Genomic DNA, 16076 nt, shown 5'->3' with positions numbered 1-16076 from the left:
CTTGTGCTCGACTGACAGCCCGTGGTGGCGGCGGATGACTGTGCATGCGCGGTCGTGGCTATTCCCGAGACAAAAATCACACTGAAAGCGGCTGCAACCGCGGAAAGGTGTTTCATAGAAATCATACCTTTTAAAAACTCGAAACCGCCGCCCTTCTAAGCATGAAATAAGTCATCGATGTGACCGGCCCGATAGTTCCATGGTCTGCGTGCGGATAAATTTCAGTCTCTGGCGTGCCATTATGACGTCGAATTGCCGGGCGCGAACCAGACCGCGTTCACTCAGCGCTTTTCTTTCCGAATCATTACTTGCAAGATGCAATATTGCGTTTTCGAGTTGATCTGGGACGTCCGGGTTCGCATGAAGCGCGGCATCTCCGACGACTTCCGGCAGACCGCCGTTGCGTGAAGCGATTACGGCCGCCCCGCTGGCCATGGCTTCGAGTGCGGTCAGTCCGAAAGGCTCCAGCCATCGGCTTGGCACCACGACGATCGAGGCCCGCGCCATCGCTTGCAGAACGACTTCGTAGGGTTGGTACCCCCAATGCGCGACCCCCGCGACATCCGCCTCGCGTTCCACCGCGCTGACGAAAGCGGTGCGCGGTGCGTTCTTCTGAAAACGGTCCGCCCCGATCATGCTCGCGGACCAGCCAGGCAGGCGACGGCCCACATTCCCCCAGGCTCTGACGAAAGCATCCACGCCTTTATCCGCCACGATACGACCCACGAACAGGATTTCTCGCGCGCGCGGCTCCGCGCGCGGCGGCAGCCCCGCAAGATCGATGCAATTGGGCATGACCGTCACGGGGGCGGCATCGATATCCTCGAGAAAGCGGCGACGCAGCCAGTCCGAGACCGTGATGACGTGAAGTTTCGACAGCAGTTTCTCGCGCTCCCGTGGCGAACGCGCGCCCCGCATCTCCTGGGGATCATTATGGAGAATAAGCTGTACCGGCGCGAAGCGGCTCATCGCGAGTGCAAGTTGCGGTTTGTTGTGCACTTCGATCAGGTTCGGACGAAGGCGTCGCGCGACGCATTGGCAGGAAAGCTGGTAACGCGCGCTGTGAGAGAGCCAGTGCCAGGCTCGACCCAGATCATGGATCGGTCGGAAACGACCGCCGCTCAATGGCGCTCCATCAACAGGACCTCCAAGGACGACATCGCCAGGGAACGCCAGACGGGACACGAGAAGCGAGATCGCGCCAGCGCTGTTGGAAGAATAACTCTCACGTGGCGGCAGAATTGTAAGAACGGTCATCTATTCGAAATCAGTCGGCAATCCAGGATTTTCCCAATGTTCGAACATTCTGACGACCTGATGAGGCAGAATGCGGGCAGTCGAAATATTCAACGGAATTTTAACTTTATGAAACCAGCCAACGCCGGATGTCTCCGCGCTTTCCCTGGCTTCCCCGCCCGTCAGCACACCGACAAAAAACAGCTTCACGATCGAAAACACGTCAGGATCATGTCCCTGCGAGTTACGGTCCCATACAGCCGCGAGCTTGAGAATCCTGCCTTCAAAACCGCTCTCCTCCCGCAATTCCTTCAGCGCGTTCTGCGCAGGCGTCAGGTTGACGTCCGCCCATCCGCCCGGAAACGTCCATCGACCTTCGTCGATTTTTTCCCGAACCATAAGAACCTGGCCCTGGGGATTGAACAACGCGACGCGCACGTCGACTTTCGGGGTCGCGTAGCCTGTTTCCGCAGTGAAAAAGCGCGTAATGCGCTCGGGCGCGGCATCGACATGGGCGCTCATCATATGGCTTGCGAGGTCCCGCAACTGGACATAGCGCTCCCGATCATAGACATCGCGCGAGAACGCCAGACCCGACTGGGCAATGGCCTGCATCTCACGGGCGAACCGTAGCCAATCCGGTTCCGTCATCCTCACCTCTCCGTCTGCCGCGGGGAACATATCGGCCCCGCGGCGCTGGCGACATGGCTTCATCCATCACATGTTGAAGCTTGAGTCCCGTATCTATTTGACGCACATGGCTGCAAAATGTTTCACGCGAGCTGATAAGGGCATCACATGAAGATCGATGGCATTCCCTACCGAAGTGTCTGGCGCGATGCGACGGACCCACGCTGCGTCCATATTTTCGATCAGACGCGCCTGCCCTGGACCATCGACATTCTCGATCTGCGAACGCAGGACGCTGTCGCTCACGCAATCCGCTCCATGCAGGTGCGCGGCGCGCCCCTTATCGGTGCTGTCGCGGCTTACGGGCTGGCGTTTGCCATGAACAAGGACCCGAGTGATTCAGGTCTGCGAAAGGCCGCTGAGGAACTGGTGGAAACGCGGCCCACGGCCATCAACCTGCGCTGGGCGATTGAGCGTATGGTCGCGGCCCTGTCCGCCCTGCCCGCAGCCTCACGCGCACAGGCCGCTTATGACGAAGCCGACGCCCTCTGCGACGAAGACGTCGCGGTCAATGAATCCATCGGGCGCCACGGGCTGGCGCTTTTCGAAGACCTGTGGGCGCGGCGACGTCCGGGACAGGAACGGCTGAACATCCTCACCCATTGCAATGCGGGATGGATCGCGACCGTGGACTGGGGGACGGCGCTCGCTCCGATCTACATGGCTCATGACAAGGGGCTGCCCGTCCATGTCTGGGTCGATGAAACACGTCCGCGCAATCAGGGCGGGCTCCTGACCGCCTGGGAACTCGGCGCGCATGGCGTCCCTCACACGCTGGTCGCCGACAATGCGGGCGGTCACCTCATGCAGCACGGTCAGGTCGATCTCGTGATCGTGGGCACCGATCGCGTCACGCGCCAGGGCGACGTGGCCAACAAGATCGGCACCTATCTCAAGGCTCTGGCGGCGCATGACAACAATGTGCCGTTCTGGGTCGCGCTCCCGTCCTCCACCATCGACTGGCGCGTCACGGACGGCGTCCGGGAAATTCCGATCGAGGAGCGTTCTCCGGATGAAGTGACGCATGTCGGCGGTCTGGATGAACGCGGCCATCCGGCCCGTGTGCGGGTAACGCCTCAGGGAACATTCGCGGCCAACCCCGCCTTTGACGTCACCCCGGCGCGCCTGGTTTCCGGTCTGCTGACGGAGCGCGGCGCCTGCGAGGCCAGCATGAGCGGCCTGGCGCGGCTCTTTCCAGATCTGGTCCAGAGCGCCTAAGCTTGTCCTGTCTGTCTCTGACAGGACGGGCCGATCATGATGGTCGCCATGCGAAACAACTCTCAGGAACGAGCGTATGAACGCGGAAAGAACAAGAAATCCGGCAAGACCGCTTCATATTTCTCTCTGCCTGACCATCGCCACCATCCTCTCGGGATGCGCGGATAGTCGTGTCCCGCAGTCCACGCCCAATCGGACGCCGGTCGCGCAATACGCTAATGGCACGACCGGGCCGCTCGGCTATGACAGCCACGTCCCGGATTTCGCGACGCGTAATTTCGAGCCGTTCAACCGCCAGGACGTCGTGGCGATCGCCCTGCGTGAATGGCGGATGTTCGGAAATCCGGTCAGCGACGACGATCCCGAAGAACGCCCCGAAGCCGCCTTCCCGGCCCTGAAACCCGAGCGTATTCCGGGACTGTGGCAACGTATCGGCGAATACTGGTGGATCGGCCAGGACCCGGGTGAAACCGAGGTCAGCTGGACGGGCAAACAGGACGGTGACGGCCGCATTTTCGCTCCCGAACACGACGGACACTATGCCTGGTCCGCCGCGTTCATTTCCTACGTGATGCGCGTCGCCGGGGCCAATGAGCGTTTCCCCTACTCCCCGAATCACTCGACCTATATCAACGCCGCCGCGACGGGGCAAAGCACGGGCCTCAAGGCGCAGGACCCCAAAAGCTATATCCCGAAGCTCGGCGACCTGCTCTGCGTGGGCCGGGGCCGAAGCAAGAGCATCACGTTCAGCATGCTCCCGACCTCATACGGTTTTCCGTCCCACTGCGGCATCGTTGTCGCCGCCGGACAGGTCGGCGCCCCGTTTGGACATCAGTTGAGCATCATCGGCGGCAATGTCGACGATGCCGTTTCGCTGACCCACGTCCCGACCGATGCGCGGGGCGCACTCAGTGACGCCGACGGCCACATTTACGACTCGCGCTACCCGTGGCTCACCGTGCTGGAGGTGCAGTACGACGCCGACCGCGAGCCCGACAGCGGACAGTAACGCTCATCACGTCTCCCGCGACACACTCTCGATCGGCAGCCCCGCCGCCTGCCAGCCGCTGATGCGCCCCCGCAGGCCGGTGGCGTCCGGCGGCCCTTCGAATCCGTCCGCCACGTTGATCGTCGTCGTATAGCCGTACCACGCCGCGAGTTCCGCCGTCATCTGGGAACGCGCCCCCGACCGGCAGATGAAGTAGAGCGGCGTCGTCCGATCCGGCACCCCCACATTGAGCTTCCTCAGGAAACCTTGCGCGTCAGAGGGATCCCAGGCGATCCGCAACAGCGATTTACCGATCGCCTCAAGTGCCGGAACACCGATTTCGGTCCATTCCTGGGGTGTCCTGACATCAATCAGGACTGAACGGGACTCATTGCCCAATCTGATCCATGCTTCCTGCGATAAAACCCGCTCTGTCATGCTGTTTTTCTCCATCCAGATTTCATAGTAAAATGTTAATTGCAGAAAGCGCAGACGGAAAGGACGGATTGGCGATGACCCACTTCGATGAGACAGTTCAAACCCATACCGGATGGACCACGACATCCGCAGGCATGACCGCGGCCATCGGAGGCACGCCTCTCATCCGCCTCAAGGGCGCTTCGAAAGCGACCGGCTGCGAGATTTACGGAAAAGCCGAATTCATGAATCCCGGCGGCTCGGTCAAGGATCGCGCGGCTCTGGCGATCATCGAGGATGCCGAAACCCGGGGAGTCCTCAAGCCCGGCGGCACGATCGTCGAAGGCACGGCGGGGAATACCGGCATCGGTCTCACGCTCGTCGGGAACGCGCGCGGGTATCGCTCGGTGATTGTGATGCCGGAAACACAGAGCCGCGAGAAGATCGACTTTCTCCGCATGATCGGTGCCGATCTTCGTCTCGTGCCCGCAAAGCCGTTCCGCGACCCGGGGAACTACGTTCATGTTTCGCGGCGGCTCGCCGAGGAGAGCGGTGGCGTCTGGGCCAACCAGTTTGACAACACCGCCAACCGCGAGGGCCATCGGCGCACGACCGCGGCCGAAATATGGGCCCAGACGGGCGGTAGGATCGACGCCTTTACCTGTGCGTGCGGCACGGGGGGCACATTGGCCGGAGTCGCGCTCGGTCTGGCGGACGCCGCGAAGAAACATGGCGTCGCCCGCCCTCGAATCGTATTGGCCGACCCGGAAGGATCCGGATTATATGGCTGGGTCAAGAACGGCGATCTCAGCATTTCCGGTGGTTCGATTACCGAGGGAATCGGGCAGTCCCGTGTCACGGCCAATCTCGAAGGCGTGGTTTTCGACGATGCGGAACGCATTCCGGATGCCGAAGCCCTCGAACAGATATTCTCGATGCTCGCGGAGGAAGGTCTCTCCGTCGGCGGCTCCGCCGGCATCAACGTGGCGGCCGCCATCCGCACGGCCCGCAAGCTGGGTCCGGGGCATACGATCGTCACGATCCTCTGCGATGGCGGCGCGCGCTATCAGTCCAAACTGTTCAATACGGCCTTCCTGCGCGAACGAGGGCTGCCCACGCCCGCCTGGCTGGATTGAGAATGGAATTTTCTCGCGAAATCTGACGAGTTGAAACCAATTGCAACACCGGCTGTTCAACTCGGAAAATCCGGATCATTGTTACAATCATGGAAACGCCTCCCCATCTTCTGATTGTTGATGACGACCGTGAGATCCGCGAGCTGCTGACGCGATTTCTCGAACGCAATCATTATCGGGTCACGGCCGCGCGCGACGGGCGTGAGGCCCGGCGGGCATGGACGGCCGGACATTATCAGCTCGTCGTCCTCGACCTGATGCTGCCCGGTGAAAGCGGCCTGGATGTCGCGCGTTGGCTGCGGACCCAGGATGATGTCCCGATCATCATGCTCACGGCCATGGGCGACGAGACCGATCGTATCATCGGCCTGGAGTTCGGCGCTGACGATTACGTCGCCAAACCTTTCAATCCCCGTGAACTGCTCGCCCGGATTCGCGCCGTACTGCGCCGCACCGGAGAGGCACAGGAAAAACGTGCCGCCTCCGATACGCGCTTCATGAAGTTCGGTGGATGGATCCTCGAACCCAGCCGACGTCGGCTGGTCAATCCGGAAGGCACCGAAGTCCCCCTCACGGGAGGGGAATACGATCTGCTCGTCGCGCTGCTGGAGCGTGCCAATCGCGTCCTGACGCGCGACATGCTGCTGGAATTGCTTCGCGGGCGTCAGGCAGGCCCATTCGACAGAGCCATAGACGTCGCGGTCAGCCGGTTACGGCGCAAGCTTGAAGATGATGGCCGCAACGCCCAGTTGATCAAAACCGTCCGGGGCGGCGGTTATGTTCTGGCCGCGGACGTAGAGCGGATCTGACGCGCCTGGCGATGCCTCATTTTATCCCGCAATCCCTGCGGGCACGCACAAGCGTTCTCTTGATCGTCGGCCTGTGCGTCACGCAGGCCGCCGGACTGACCATTCATGCCCTCGATCACGTGGATTTCGGGCGTCGCAACGAGCTTCGCGAGTCACAACATCAGGTCTTCGTGGCCTATCGATCGGTCGTCGAACTGGAACCCGGCGCACGTGAAGCCGCATTGAAAGCTTTCGGCTTCCCCTCGAATTTCAAAGTTACCCTCTCCGAAAATCCCGATCCACTCGAACCCCGGCGCGAACTTCCCCTGATGCCTCAAAACATGGGAGGCTTTCCCTTCATGGGGCCTTCCGGCCCGCCAGGACAGAGCGACGCGGGCTTCGATCATCACGGTCCGCCCCCCCAGATCCAGAGCGGTCGGCCACCGGAGGATAACGCCCCGACTTTCGGTCAGAGTCATCCAATCGGCGCGATGGAACCGACTTCCAAACCATACGCCTATACGCGCGCTCCCCTGTCGTTCGGATTTTTCGGCAACAGCCATGAGCGGAGCGCTCCGTTCGGGGACGGCATGCCGCCCATGATGCATGCGCCGATGGTTCCGCGGCGACTGATGCCGCAAAAAATTCTCGTGGGTCATCAGGCAGGAAGCTGGCGCTACATTTACTCTCTCCAGTTTCCGGACAAAAGCGGCTGGCTGGTCATACAGTTCAAGGTCAACAGACCGACCCCGTTCGATTCACCGACATTTCTCATCGCGTTCGCTCTCATGACGATCTGCGGCGGCACCATGATCCTGTGGGGCACTCAGAGACTGATCGCGCCGGTCGGCACTTTAGCCCATGCGGCGGAGGCTCTGGGACGCGATGTCAATGCACCGGCCCTTCCAGAGCGTGGCCCCACGGAAATCCGCCGTGCCGCCATCGCTTTCAACGACATGGCGGCGCGTATCCGGCGTTTCGTTTCGGACCGCACCCTCATGCTCACGGCCATCGGCCATGATCTGCGCACGCCGATCACGCGCCTGAAGCTCCGCGCTGAATTCATCGAGGATGACGATCTCCGCGACAAGTTTCTCGCCGATCTCGACGAAATGGAAAGCATGGTCGCGGCGACGCTTGCCTTTGGTCGCGACACTTCACGTCAGGAGCCGATGGTCAATGTCGAACTCAACGCCCTGATCCAGACGCTCGCGGACGAAGTGGCGGAAAGCTTTCCTCAATTCGCCGACAGCATCGTTTTCGAGCCTGCGCCCGCGGCCGTCAAAATTCGCGCGCGCCCCCTTGGCCTCAAGCGCGCCATAACCAATCTGGTCGTCAACGCCGTGAAATATGGAGACAGCGCGCAGATCGTCCTGACGCCCCCTGCCGCGCATCGGGGCCAGCGCGAACGCTTCGCTGTGGTCACGGTTGAGGATCACGGGCCGGGGCTGCCCGAAGACGAACTGGAACGGATGTTTGAACCCTTCGTTCGCGCGGAGGAAAGTCGTAACCGCGAGACAGGCGGCAGCGGCCTTGGCCTTGCCATTGCGCGAGGTATCATTCGCGAACAGGGCGGCGACGTGAGACTGGAAAACCGTCCAAAGCTGGGATTGCGGGCCGTCGTCAAACTTCTGGCATAATGACCGCGAATGGCGCGCCTTGAAGACATCCACCACTTCTGCGATCAGTGGCCCCTCCATATCCCGGGACGTCGGACGCCGCCGTCGCCGCACTCGGAACCGGCCTATCTTGTTTCATAGACTTTATCACCGGATGCTCGCCCTTTCGGCATCCCCCTACGCGACGCTCTGGCTTTTCATAATTGCTGCGGCGGAAGCCTGCATTTTCCCGGTTCCCGTCGATCTGATGTTGATTCCCATGGTGTTGGCGCGGCGGGATCGTGCGTGGCCGCTCGCAGCGATCTGCACGGCTGGAAGCGTTCTGGGCGCGGTCGCCGGATGGGGCATCGGGGCTTTTCTGCTTGAAGTCGTGGCCATGCCCATCGTGCATCTGTATCACGCGGAAACGACACTGGCGGCGCTTCAGGCTCGATTTGTGCATTACGGCGTACTCATCGTTCTGGTGAAGGGGCTCACCCCCATTCCCTTCAAGATTGTCACGATCGCGGCAGGGGCCGCCCATTTCGCCCTGCTGCCCTTCCTCGCCGCCTGCGTGGTCACGCGCGGCGCGCGCTTTTTCCTAGTGGCGGGCCTGCTCAGGATGTTTGGTGCCCCCATCCAGGACTTTATCGAACGACGCTTGACACTTGTGCTTCTGGGGGTCCTTTTCCTGGTGATTGCCGGTATCCTGGCACTCAAATATTTCTGACTGCCCGAGGAGCTCTCTCATGCCCAAACAGATCGCGGTCATTACCGGCGCCGGAGCCGGCATCGGGCGGGCGACGGTTCGCGCTCTTGCCGCGCTCGGTTTCGATATTGCGCTCCTCGGGCGCAACGAGGCCCGCCTGCAAGACGCCGCAGCCGAACTCACGGGCAAAAACGTCCGTGTGGCGACGCTGCAGGTGGATGTCGCGGATGCTGCGGCGGTCAGGTCGGCGGCGCGACATGTCGAGGATGAGCTTGGTCCGATCACTGTCTGGGTGAATGCCGCCGGTCTCTCGGCGGTCGGTCCCATTCTCTCGCTGGACGACGACACGATCCGTCGCGTCACCGAAGTCACGTATCTGGGCAGCGTTTACGGAACGCAGGCGGCTCTCGAATGCATGCGCGCACGCGGTACGGGAACGATCGTCAATCTCGGCCTGTCCCACGCGCTGCGCGGACAGCCCTTCCATTCCATCGTGGCGGGAGCGCATGCGGCGATTGCCGCGTTCTGCGACAGCCTGCGGCCCGAAATCCATCATCTCAACGACCGCATCGACATTACGGTCGTACACCTGCCGTCCATCAATACGCCGCGTTTCGGCTGGCAGCGCAACGTCACGGGTCATGCTCTGCTTCCGGTCGGACGGGTCTATGAGCCGGAGGTGGCGGCTCAGGCGATCATGAAAGCCATATTCGGCCATCACCGCGATGTCTGGGTCGGTATCGGACACGTCGTGCCGGGGATCGTTCAGTCTCTTGCGCCAGCCCTTCGCGACCGATTCCTCGGGCGTCGTGGCATCAAGGCCCAGTATTCCTCCGAACCCTACGAGAAGCAGCCGGACAACTTTCACGGCAGTCTGGATGGCGCCTTTGCGGCTCATGGCGCTTTTGAAGGGATTCCCCATCAGGACAAAGGGCCGCCGCCCCTCATGATGACGGCTCCGCTTCGTCTCGGCCTGATCACCGCAGCCATGGCCCTCGTCGCGCTGCTGGTCCGGGGGCGCGTCAGAAGCTGAGGGCCGAAAACCCGGCCTGACGCCGAAGGTTTCGGTCCGCAGCCTGGCTGGCCTTTAGCTTGGTCGGCGCGCGGCGTCGGGCGTCGAGTGCACGATGGCGCGATGGCGCTGAAGTCCCGAAAGCAGCTTCTGGGCGTCCTGCGGCGTGAACACGACGCCGATAGGTCCATAGGCCGGATGCTGAAACGCGAAAACGGACCCCTCGGTCAGAGCATCGATCTGAAGCGCCCAGTTCGTGCGATAAACAGGCTTGAATTTCGCGCCTTCTATCGGCGTAGGGGGCGCTTTTTCCGCGATCGCCTCACGCACGGTTCCCAGGCTGGCGATGAGTTGGGTCAACTGATGCGGATCAAGATTGATCGTCCCCGAAACGCCACTCCCTTCGAGGAAATTCAATTTTGCGCTTTTGCCGTCATCATTCAGTTCGACCATCATGCGTGCGGTCATGACGCGCTCCCCATTACCGTATTCTGAAAGAAAAATCGTTCAATATCCGACAGATGCACCGTGAAGCATGCCAGCGTCGCACCACCAGCCCCGCTTCGACAGAACCTTTGCCGCCGCCTGAGCATCGACGTCATTACCAAACAGGCCGAAACATGTGGCACCCGAACCGCTCATACGAGCAAGGCCACATCCCGGTTGCACCGCTATGGCGTCGATCACGTTTCCAATCACAGGATAAAGAGCAATGGCCGAGGCTTGCAAATCGTTTTCGGTCTGCTTCAACGTCCTGAGCATGTCCGGGAAGTCAGACCAGGACACGGGCAGCTCCGGGGCTAGGCTGAACCGATGGCAGGCCTCCTTCCAGTGTTTGAAAATCGATGGAGTCGGCACGGCGATACCGGGATTGACGAGGAGTATCGCGCAGTCGGGAATGGCCGGTGCGTCTGAAAGCATGTCCCCGACACCCTTCATGCGGCGTGGGACCTGATCCAGACATACCGGCACATCCGCGCCAAGCTTCGCGGCCAGTGTCTGGAGATCCACCTTTTCCAGTCCCCAGGCGCGCGCGACCAGCCGCAGTGCCGCTGCCGCGTCCGCCGAACCCCCACCGATTCCGGAGGCCACAGGCAGATGTTTATCCAGCGTCATCGTGATGGCGGGCAGATGATCGGGCGAAGCCGAGCATTCGCGCAAAGCCGACGCGGCGCGCAGAACGAGGTTGGAGTCATCCGCTGCGAGGCCGGCCCCGAAGGGACCTTCAATCGTTAGAAACGCTGCCCCGTCTGAATCGTCTCTCTCTTCGAGAACGAGCCGGTCTGCGGCTGGTGCAAAAACAGCCAGACTATCGAGTTCATGATAACCGTCAGACCGGCGTCCAGTAATATGGAGGTAGAGATTGATTTTCGCGTGAGCGAGGCTTTGAAGACTCATGGATTTCATTGTTTTTTTACAGCTGCCTTCTTTTCGAAAATATCCAGACCCGGTCCCTTTTCCAGAGCGGCTTCGATGAGCGCCTGCGTCGACTTCTCAGGATGAAAGCCGAGCGCCTGATTCCACTGATCGCGGGCTTCCAGATGTCTGCCCCGATACCAATAGGCAACACCCAGATGGTAAGCGATCTCGGGATCCGTCGGCAGCGCGTCCGCCGCACTCACGAAGAGTGGCATGGCGGCGGCGACATCCCCGGCTTGCTTGAGAAGGGCCCAGGCGTAGCTGTCACGAATTTCCGCGTTGTCCGGCGCCAGAGCCGTCGCATGCTTCAACAGTGCGAGGGCCTGTTCGGCATTTCGTCCACGCAGAACGTCGGAATAGCCTGCATAATTGAGCAGTTCGGGTTCGTTGGGCGCCAGGGCGAGCGCATGGGCCAGATCGGCCTGCGCCTTGCTCCGCTCTCCAAGAGCGTCATAGGCCAGTGCTCGCCCGAAATAGAGCGGCCAAACTCCGGCTCTCATCCCCGACACGCCCGAAAGCGCGGCCGTAAAAGCGTCAATGGCCTCCCTGGAGTGACCGAGCTGCTGTTGAATGTCACCAATCTCGGCCAGTATGGTCACATCCTTCGGCTGGAAACGGCATAGCCTCTGAAGGGCCGCCAGAGCAGCGGGGAGATCACGAAGCTCCTGCGCGATGGATGCGAGCGCCTGATCAGCAACCGGTGATAGCGGATCATCGGCGGCGACGCCCTCCAGCAACGGTTCCGCCTCCGCGAGACGTTTTTCACGATGCAGCTCTTCGGCGAGAGAAATCCGTGCGATGGCAAGATCCGGCATGAACCAGATCGCCTGGCGCAAAAGCATTTGCCGGAATTCATTCTTCTCACTGTCCTCTGGCCGCCGATGCTCTGGCGATCGGGCATCAGCGGGGTCGGCCAGCATCGAAGCCAATTCGAAATAATATGACGCCAGTCCCTGCCGCGCAGTGAGCCCATGAACCCTTTGCGCGTTCGGGCGAACATGTTCGAGAACCAGCGCCAGCGGCGGTATGTCCGTGGCTGCGCTTTTCAGAACGCGCTCCGCCCCGGCCGGGTCATGTTTCGCGGCAAGCCAGTCGGCTTCCTGCACCGCGAGAATGTACCCCAACATCGGCGGCAAACCTGATCCGGCGCCATGAAGGCGTCTGAAAAGCGCTTCGGTCCTCGGATCGTTGGCAGACGCCGCGATCCGCGCAGCCTGCAAGACATTGATCGCACCCACGATGCCGATCTGATGCGTCTGCTCAAGCAGCGCGATCGCAGCCGCCGGGTTGCCAGCTCCGAAGCGACTCCATGCCCGCAACACCGGACTGGCAAGTTCCATGAGACCCGGATTGACGCTGGGCGCCATGAAGAGCCGCTCAGCTTCCGCCCAACGTCCGGCATAGACGGCGCCATTGCCCCGCAGGATCTGGACCATGTTACCATCCGGCAACATGGCCGCCAGTTCGACCGCCCGTTGCGCCGCTTCCGGTCCGGCATCGATCGCCGCCGTCCGCATCGCCATGAAAATGAATGGCGGATCGGTCATGCCCGCTTTTACGGCCTGATAAAGCGCGATATCGGCATTGGAAACATCCCGCCGTTCCATAAAGACGACGGCGGCGAGCACATTGCCTGTCAGAGACGACGAGAGGGGCGCTTCGTCCGCGATCCTGCTCGACTGGACCGGCTTGCCCCCTGGCAGCGCTCCAGCCTGCACCGGAATCGCCCAGCACAGAGCAAAAGCCGCGCCAAGCGATATCAGCTGTCGACACGAAGACTTGGTTTGCATCATGCCTCAACCTAAACTGTTCCGTGCCTGAGGCCAAACATACCGGCTTTCGGCTCGACGCGTTCCAATGGCGCGACAAGATTTCCGCGCAATCCAGGTTTGCATGCAATGATCTCCCTTCCAGATTCCGGCCTGCATGACAGCGAGGCTCTGACCTTGCTGCGCCAGTATCTCGACTGGGGCGTAGACTGCGCGCTCGACGAGGAGGGAATCTCCCGGTTCGGCGAAGTCTCCCTTCGTCGCGTCATCCCCGCGCCTCCCCCCACCGCGTCGGTGGTATCGTCGGCGTCTCGCGTGCCTCAGCAGGACGCCGATGACGATCGGAGATTTGCACGCGCATCCTCATTGGAGGAGTTGGCGGCGATCATACGGGCGGTCAGCGATTTCCCGCTGGCACGGACGGCGACGCATCCCGTCCTTCCGATCCATGTGCCCGGCTCGAACCTCATGATCATCGGCGAGACGCCGAATGCCGATGAGGATCGTAGCGGCATTCCGCTGGCAGGAGAGACATCGGAGCTTCTGGGCCAGCTTCTGGGAACCATCGGGCTGAACATCGCCGCGCAGTCACGCATGGCGGCCCTGCCCTGGCGTCCTCCCGGCGGCCGGGACGCTTCACCCCTGGAAATGCGTTACGGCCGTCCGGCGCTCGAACGCGCGATTGCCCTGATTCGCCCCCGGCGGCTCGTGGTGCTCGGAGGAACCGCGATACGCATGTTGCTGGGTGAGACGGCCTCTCCCGCGCGAGTTCGGGGAAAGTGGACAGACGTGCGAATCGATTCGCTAGGCACAGTGCCCACGCTTGGACTGCGCCATCCGCTTCAGATTCGGACCAGTGCAGCCGCTCGCCGGGACATGTGGAAAGACCTCCTTTTGCTTGCCGAAACACTCGATTTACCGGTCTTCGGGGCATGAACGGCATTGGCCGGGACCATCTCCGACGAATCATGCAAAAAACCTGCGAAAACTGCCGTTTTTTTCGGCCGCACCTCTAGTAAGATGGCAACATTATGCCTAGAATGACTGAGAGCGCTGCCCTGCCAAAACGCAGAAGACTTGCCAAAAAATTCTTAACCGGCTATTTCCCCGCCCACCATGCGAGGGAATTATTCATCACTCACTCTTGGCAATAGCGCCCGTGCGATGCTGTTAAGCGTGATGATCTTGGGCACGACGCTGGCGCCGGTTGGCGCACAGAGCCTGAAAAACAGCAAATCGCCGACAGATCGCGATAGCGCGCAGAGTGAAGAGAGTGCGTTCGCGGTGCCACGCCTGCCGGACCATGGCGAGGGCGCAAGCCTTCCCCATCCGCTCTCCGCCGGCGATGCCGCGGCCGTTCGGGACATTCTGCGCATCCAGCGGGAAGGACAGTTTGATTTCGCGCGCATCAAAGCGCGTAATCTCAAAGATCCGACCCTCCTGGGCGATATTCTCGCGGAACGCTACCTGAGCCCCGCCTATCACCCTGAAGCGTCGGAACTGCGTGGCTGGCTGAGCGCCTACCCGGATCTGGCGGACGCGGCCGCCATACAGGAGCGCCTCCTCCAGGTTGCCCCCAAGGGCAGCGTGCCGCCGCGCCATTTCGTGACCCCGCTCTCGCCGGCGGTCACGGTGGCGCCAATGGACGGCGACACCGACCCGGCGGCTCACCTTTTTACGCGCAACCCTCTGCTCGATCGCACAGTCACGGAACGTCTCGCCTGGGGGCTGAAAGGCGCTAACAGCGCTCTTCATCTGGTCGAGACGACCCCGGGCATGACTCCCCTCTACGGTGCCACCCTGCGAAGCGAAATCGCCTTGGCAATGCTTGGGATCGGGGAAAGCGACTTTGCTTACGAGACGGCCCGCACGGCTTATGAGGGCACGGACAGGCGTCTGGGTCAGGCCGCCTATGTGGCTGGCCTCGCCGCCTGGCGAAAGGGCGATACCCGCAACGCCCTTGAAATGTTCACCAATGCGGCGCACGCCGCTCTGAGCAGTGACGCGGTCCGCGCTGGTGCGGCCTACTGGGCGGCACGCAGCGAGCGCAAGCTTGAAGCCCCGAAGCTGGCGTCTCTCTGGCTTCACCACGCCGCCTCAGTGCCGGATACGTTCTACGGTATGCTGGCTCACGAGGCGCTCGGACAGCGTCCGAAAGCACGCTCTCTTTCCGCCAGCAGCGGAGCTGCCGTTTCCGACAGCCCGGCCCCCGTACTCGCTGAAATTGACGTGGAGGCCGTGGCCGCCACGCCGCAGGGGCGTCGAGTTTTCGCTCTTCTGCAGGTTGGTGAAACCGCGCGGGCGGAATCTGCGTTGCGCAACATGTGGCCTCACATCTCTCGCGACAATGCCTTGTGCCGGTCGGTTCAGCTTGTCGCCGCAGCAGCAGGCATGGACAGTTTCGCACAACAGGTCGATGCCATTCTGGCGGCACGGTCCGGCACGCCGCCCAATCGGTCCGACTTTCCTCTGCCGCCTCTGCACCCGCGACATGGCTTCCGCGTCGATCCGGCACTGATTTACGCCCTCACCCGGCTGGAATCGAATTTCGACGCTGGTGCCGCGTCCAGCGCGGGCGCTCACGGCCTCATGCAGATTCGTCCGCTGACCGCGAGTTTTGTAACCTCTCCAAAACAGACCTACGACTCTCACGGCAATACGATCGTGAACGTTCCCGCGGACATCATCAGCCGCCTTCACAATCCGTCTCTCAATCTCGAGATCGGACAGCTCTACGTGCTATACTTGGCGACGCTTACGGAGCCATCTCACGATCCGGCGCGTTTCGGCGACCTCATCCACGTTCTCGCGGCCTACAACGCAGGTCCCAATGCCCTGGGACATTGGGAGCAGCTCTCGCATGACGGCGGCCTCACCGACCCGCTCATGTTCCTGGAAACGCTTCCCATCGTGGAAACCCGCGATTATGTCCGGCGCGCCCTGATGTATACATGGATCTATGCAGCGAAGCTGAGTCTGCCCACACCATCGCTGCATAGGCTGGCCCACGCGGAATGGCCGCAATTCGCGGAAGAACGAACTTCGGCACGAGCGGGTGTGACGCTTCATTAGACACGACGGCGGCTTCCACGCCGC

General features: G+C 61.7%; 15 protein-coding genes. 9 read left to right on the top strand and 6 right to left on the bottom strand.

The annotated features are described in order from the left end of the window. Positions 1-171 precede the first annotated feature (171 nt). Together PWM43_RS10880 and PWM43_RS10875 are read right to left on the bottom strand one after the other, a co-directional pair. On the bottom strand, positions 172-1257 hold the full coding sequence (locus PWM43_RS10880) for a glycosyltransferase family 4 protein (RefSeq protein ID WP_289842533.1): 1086 nt from the start codon (positions 1255-1257) through the stop codon (positions 172-174). Then, complete coding sequence (locus PWM43_RS10875; protein WP_289842532.1) at positions 1258-1887, bottom strand: NUDIX hydrolase; 630 nt, start codon at positions 1885-1887, stop codon at positions 1258-1260. Positions 1888-2034: 147 nt separating this feature from the next. Here PWM43_RS10875 and mtnA point away from each other — a divergent pair, with 147 nt between their 5' ends. Together mtnA and PWM43_RS10865 are read left to right on the top strand one after the other, a co-directional pair. Next, positions 2035-3144: an S-methyl-5-thioribose-1-phosphate isomerase gene (gene mtnA / locus PWM43_RS10870; RefSeq protein ID WP_289842531.1), complete on the top strand. Its 1110-nt coding sequence runs from the start codon at positions 2035-2037 to the stop codon at positions 3142-3144. Positions 3145-3220: 76 nt separating this feature from the next. Beyond that, positions 3221-4153 carry a DUF2272 domain-containing protein gene (locus tag PWM43_RS10865; RefSeq protein WP_289842530.1) on the top strand — a complete coding sequence of 311 codons (933 nt, stop codon included), beginning with the start codon at positions 3221-3223 and terminating at the stop codon, positions 4151-4153. Positions 4154-4159: 6 nt separating this feature from the next. Here the strand turns inward: PWM43_RS10865 and PWM43_RS10860 are convergent, their stop codons facing one another. Then, entirely contained in the window at positions 4160-4570 is a 411-nt protein-coding gene (locus PWM43_RS10860; protein ID WP_289842529.1) for a rhodanese-like domain-containing protein, read from the bottom strand. Between the two features lie 74 nt (positions 4571-4644). On the opposite strand from PWM43_RS10860, the gene PWM43_RS10855 reads away from it, so the two are divergent. The 5 genes from PWM43_RS10855 (at position 4645) to PWM43_RS10835 (ending at position 9813) form a co-directional block, all read left to right on the top strand. Further along, on the top strand, positions 4645-5685 hold the full coding sequence (locus tag PWM43_RS10855; protein ID WP_394356070.1) for a cysteine synthase A: 1041 nt from the start codon (positions 4645-4647) through the stop codon (positions 5683-5685). An 89-nt stretch (positions 5686-5774) separates the two neighbouring features. Then, positions 5775-6494, top strand: coding sequence for a response regulator (locus PWM43_RS10850; protein WP_289842528.1), 720 nt, complete (start codon positions 5775-5777; stop codon positions 6492-6494). An 11-nt stretch (positions 6495-6505) separates the two neighbouring features. Further along, positions 6506-8113, top strand: a complete 1608-nt coding sequence (locus tag PWM43_RS10845) for an ATP-binding protein (RefSeq protein WP_289842527.1) — start codon at positions 6506-6508, stop codon at positions 8111-8113. A 109-nt stretch (positions 8114-8222) separates the two neighbouring features. Further along, on the top strand, positions 8223-8801 hold the full coding sequence (locus PWM43_RS10840; protein ID WP_289842526.1) for a YqaA family protein: 579 nt from the start codon (positions 8223-8225) through the stop codon (positions 8799-8801). 19 nt (positions 8802-8820) lie between these two features. After that, positions 8821-9813: an SDR family oxidoreductase gene (locus PWM43_RS10835; RefSeq protein WP_289842525.1), complete on the top strand. Its 993-nt coding sequence runs from the start codon at positions 8821-8823 to the stop codon at positions 9811-9813. 54 nt (positions 9814-9867) lie between these two features. On the opposite strand, the gene PWM43_RS10830 is transcribed toward PWM43_RS10835, so the two are convergent. The 3 genes from PWM43_RS10830 to PWM43_RS10820 are packed head-to-tail and all read right to left on the bottom strand — an operon-like array spanning position 9868 to position 13004. After that, positions 9868-10260 carry a hypothetical protein gene (locus tag PWM43_RS10830; protein ID WP_289842524.1) on the bottom strand — a complete coding sequence of 131 codons (393 nt, stop codon included), beginning with the start codon at positions 10258-10260 and terminating at the stop codon, positions 9868-9870. A 39-nt stretch (positions 10261-10299) separates the two neighbouring features. After that, positions 10300-11190, bottom strand: coding sequence for a 4-(cytidine 5'-diphospho)-2-C-methyl-D-erythritol kinase (locus PWM43_RS10825; RefSeq protein ID WP_289842523.1), 891 nt, complete (start codon positions 11188-11190; stop codon positions 10300-10302). Between the two features lie 5 nt (positions 11191-11195). Further along, positions 11196-13004 (bottom strand): tetratricopeptide repeat protein, encoded by a 1809-nt coding sequence (locus PWM43_RS10820; protein WP_289842522.1) that lies wholly within the window; start codon positions 13002-13004, stop codon positions 11196-11198. Between the two features lie 105 nt (positions 13005-13109). Here PWM43_RS10820 and PWM43_RS10815 point away from each other — a divergent pair, with 105 nt between their 5' ends. Beyond that, the gene (locus PWM43_RS10815) at positions 13110-13916 is read left to right on the top strand and encodes a uracil-DNA glycosylase (protein ID WP_289842521.1); all 807 of its coding nucleotides are present in this window, start codon (positions 13110-13112) and stop codon (positions 13914-13916) included. Between the two features lie 243 nt (positions 13917-14159). Next, positions 14160-16052 carry a transglycosylase SLT domain-containing protein gene (locus PWM43_RS10810; RefSeq protein ID WP_289842633.1) on the top strand — a complete coding sequence of 631 codons (1893 nt, stop codon included), beginning with the start codon at positions 14160-14162 and terminating at the stop codon, positions 16050-16052. Positions 16053-16076 lie beyond the last annotated feature (24 nt).

Source organism: Brytella acorum (assembly GCF_029309905.1).
Taxonomy (GTDB): domain Bacteria; phylum Pseudomonadota; class Alphaproteobacteria; order Acetobacterales; family Acetobacteraceae; genus Brytella; species Brytella acorum.
Note: the sequence above shows the minus strand (reverse complement) of the source record. Positions and strands in the feature narration are given on the sequence as shown.

What these genes read in the sequence shown, in the direction of transcription:
- PWM43_RS10880 (WP_289842533.1), bottom strand. Translation starts at nt 1,257, where the DNA reads ATGACCGTTCTTACAATTCTGCCGCCACGTGAGAGTTATTCTTCCAAC.
- PWM43_RS10875 (WP_289842532.1), bottom strand. Translation starts at nt 1,887, where the DNA reads ATGACGGAACCGGATTGGCTACGGTTCGCCCGTGAGATGCAGGCCATT.
- mtnA (WP_289842531.1), top strand. Translation starts at nt 2,035, where the DNA reads ATGAAGATCGATGGCATTCCCTACCGAAGTGTCTGGCGCGATGCGACG.
- PWM43_RS10865 (WP_289842530.1), top strand. Translation starts at nt 3,221, where the DNA reads ATGAACGCGGAAAGAACAAGAAATCCGGCAAGACCGCTTCATATTTCT.
- PWM43_RS10860 (WP_289842529.1), bottom strand. Translation starts at nt 4,570, where the DNA reads ATGACAGAGCGGGTTTTATCGCAGGAAGCATGGATCAGATTGGGCAAT.
- PWM43_RS10855 (WP_394356070.1), top strand. Translation starts at nt 4,645, where the DNA reads ATGACCCACTTCGATGAGACAGTTCAAACCCATACCGGATGGACCACG.
- PWM43_RS10850 (WP_289842528.1), top strand. Translation starts at nt 5,775, where the DNA reads ATGGAAACGCCTCCCCATCTTCTGATTGTTGATGACGACCGTGAGATC.
- PWM43_RS10845 (WP_289842527.1), top strand. Translation starts at nt 6,506, where the DNA reads ATGCCTCATTTTATCCCGCAATCCCTGCGGGCACGCACAAGCGTTCTC.
- PWM43_RS10835 (WP_289842525.1), top strand. Translation starts at nt 8,821, where the DNA reads ATGCCCAAACAGATCGCGGTCATTACCGGCGCCGGAGCCGGCATCGGG.
- PWM43_RS10830 (WP_289842524.1), bottom strand. Translation starts at nt 10,260, where the DNA reads ATGACCGCACGCATGATGGTCGAACTGAATGATGACGGCAAAAGCGCA.
- PWM43_RS10825 (WP_289842523.1), bottom strand. Translation starts at nt 11,190, where the DNA reads ATGAGTCTTCAAAGCCTCGCTCACGCGAAAATCAATCTCTACCTCCAT.
- PWM43_RS10820 (WP_289842522.1), bottom strand. Translation starts at nt 13,004, where the DNA reads ATGATGCAAACCAAGTCTTCGTGTCGACAGCTGATATCGCTTGGCGCG.
- PWM43_RS10815 (WP_289842521.1), top strand. Translation starts at nt 13,110, where the DNA reads ATGATCTCCCTTCCAGATTCCGGCCTGCATGACAGCGAGGCTCTGACC.
- PWM43_RS10810 (WP_289842633.1), top strand. Translation starts at nt 14,160, where the DNA reads ATGATCTTGGGCACGACGCTGGCGCCGGTTGGCGCACAGAGCCTGAAA.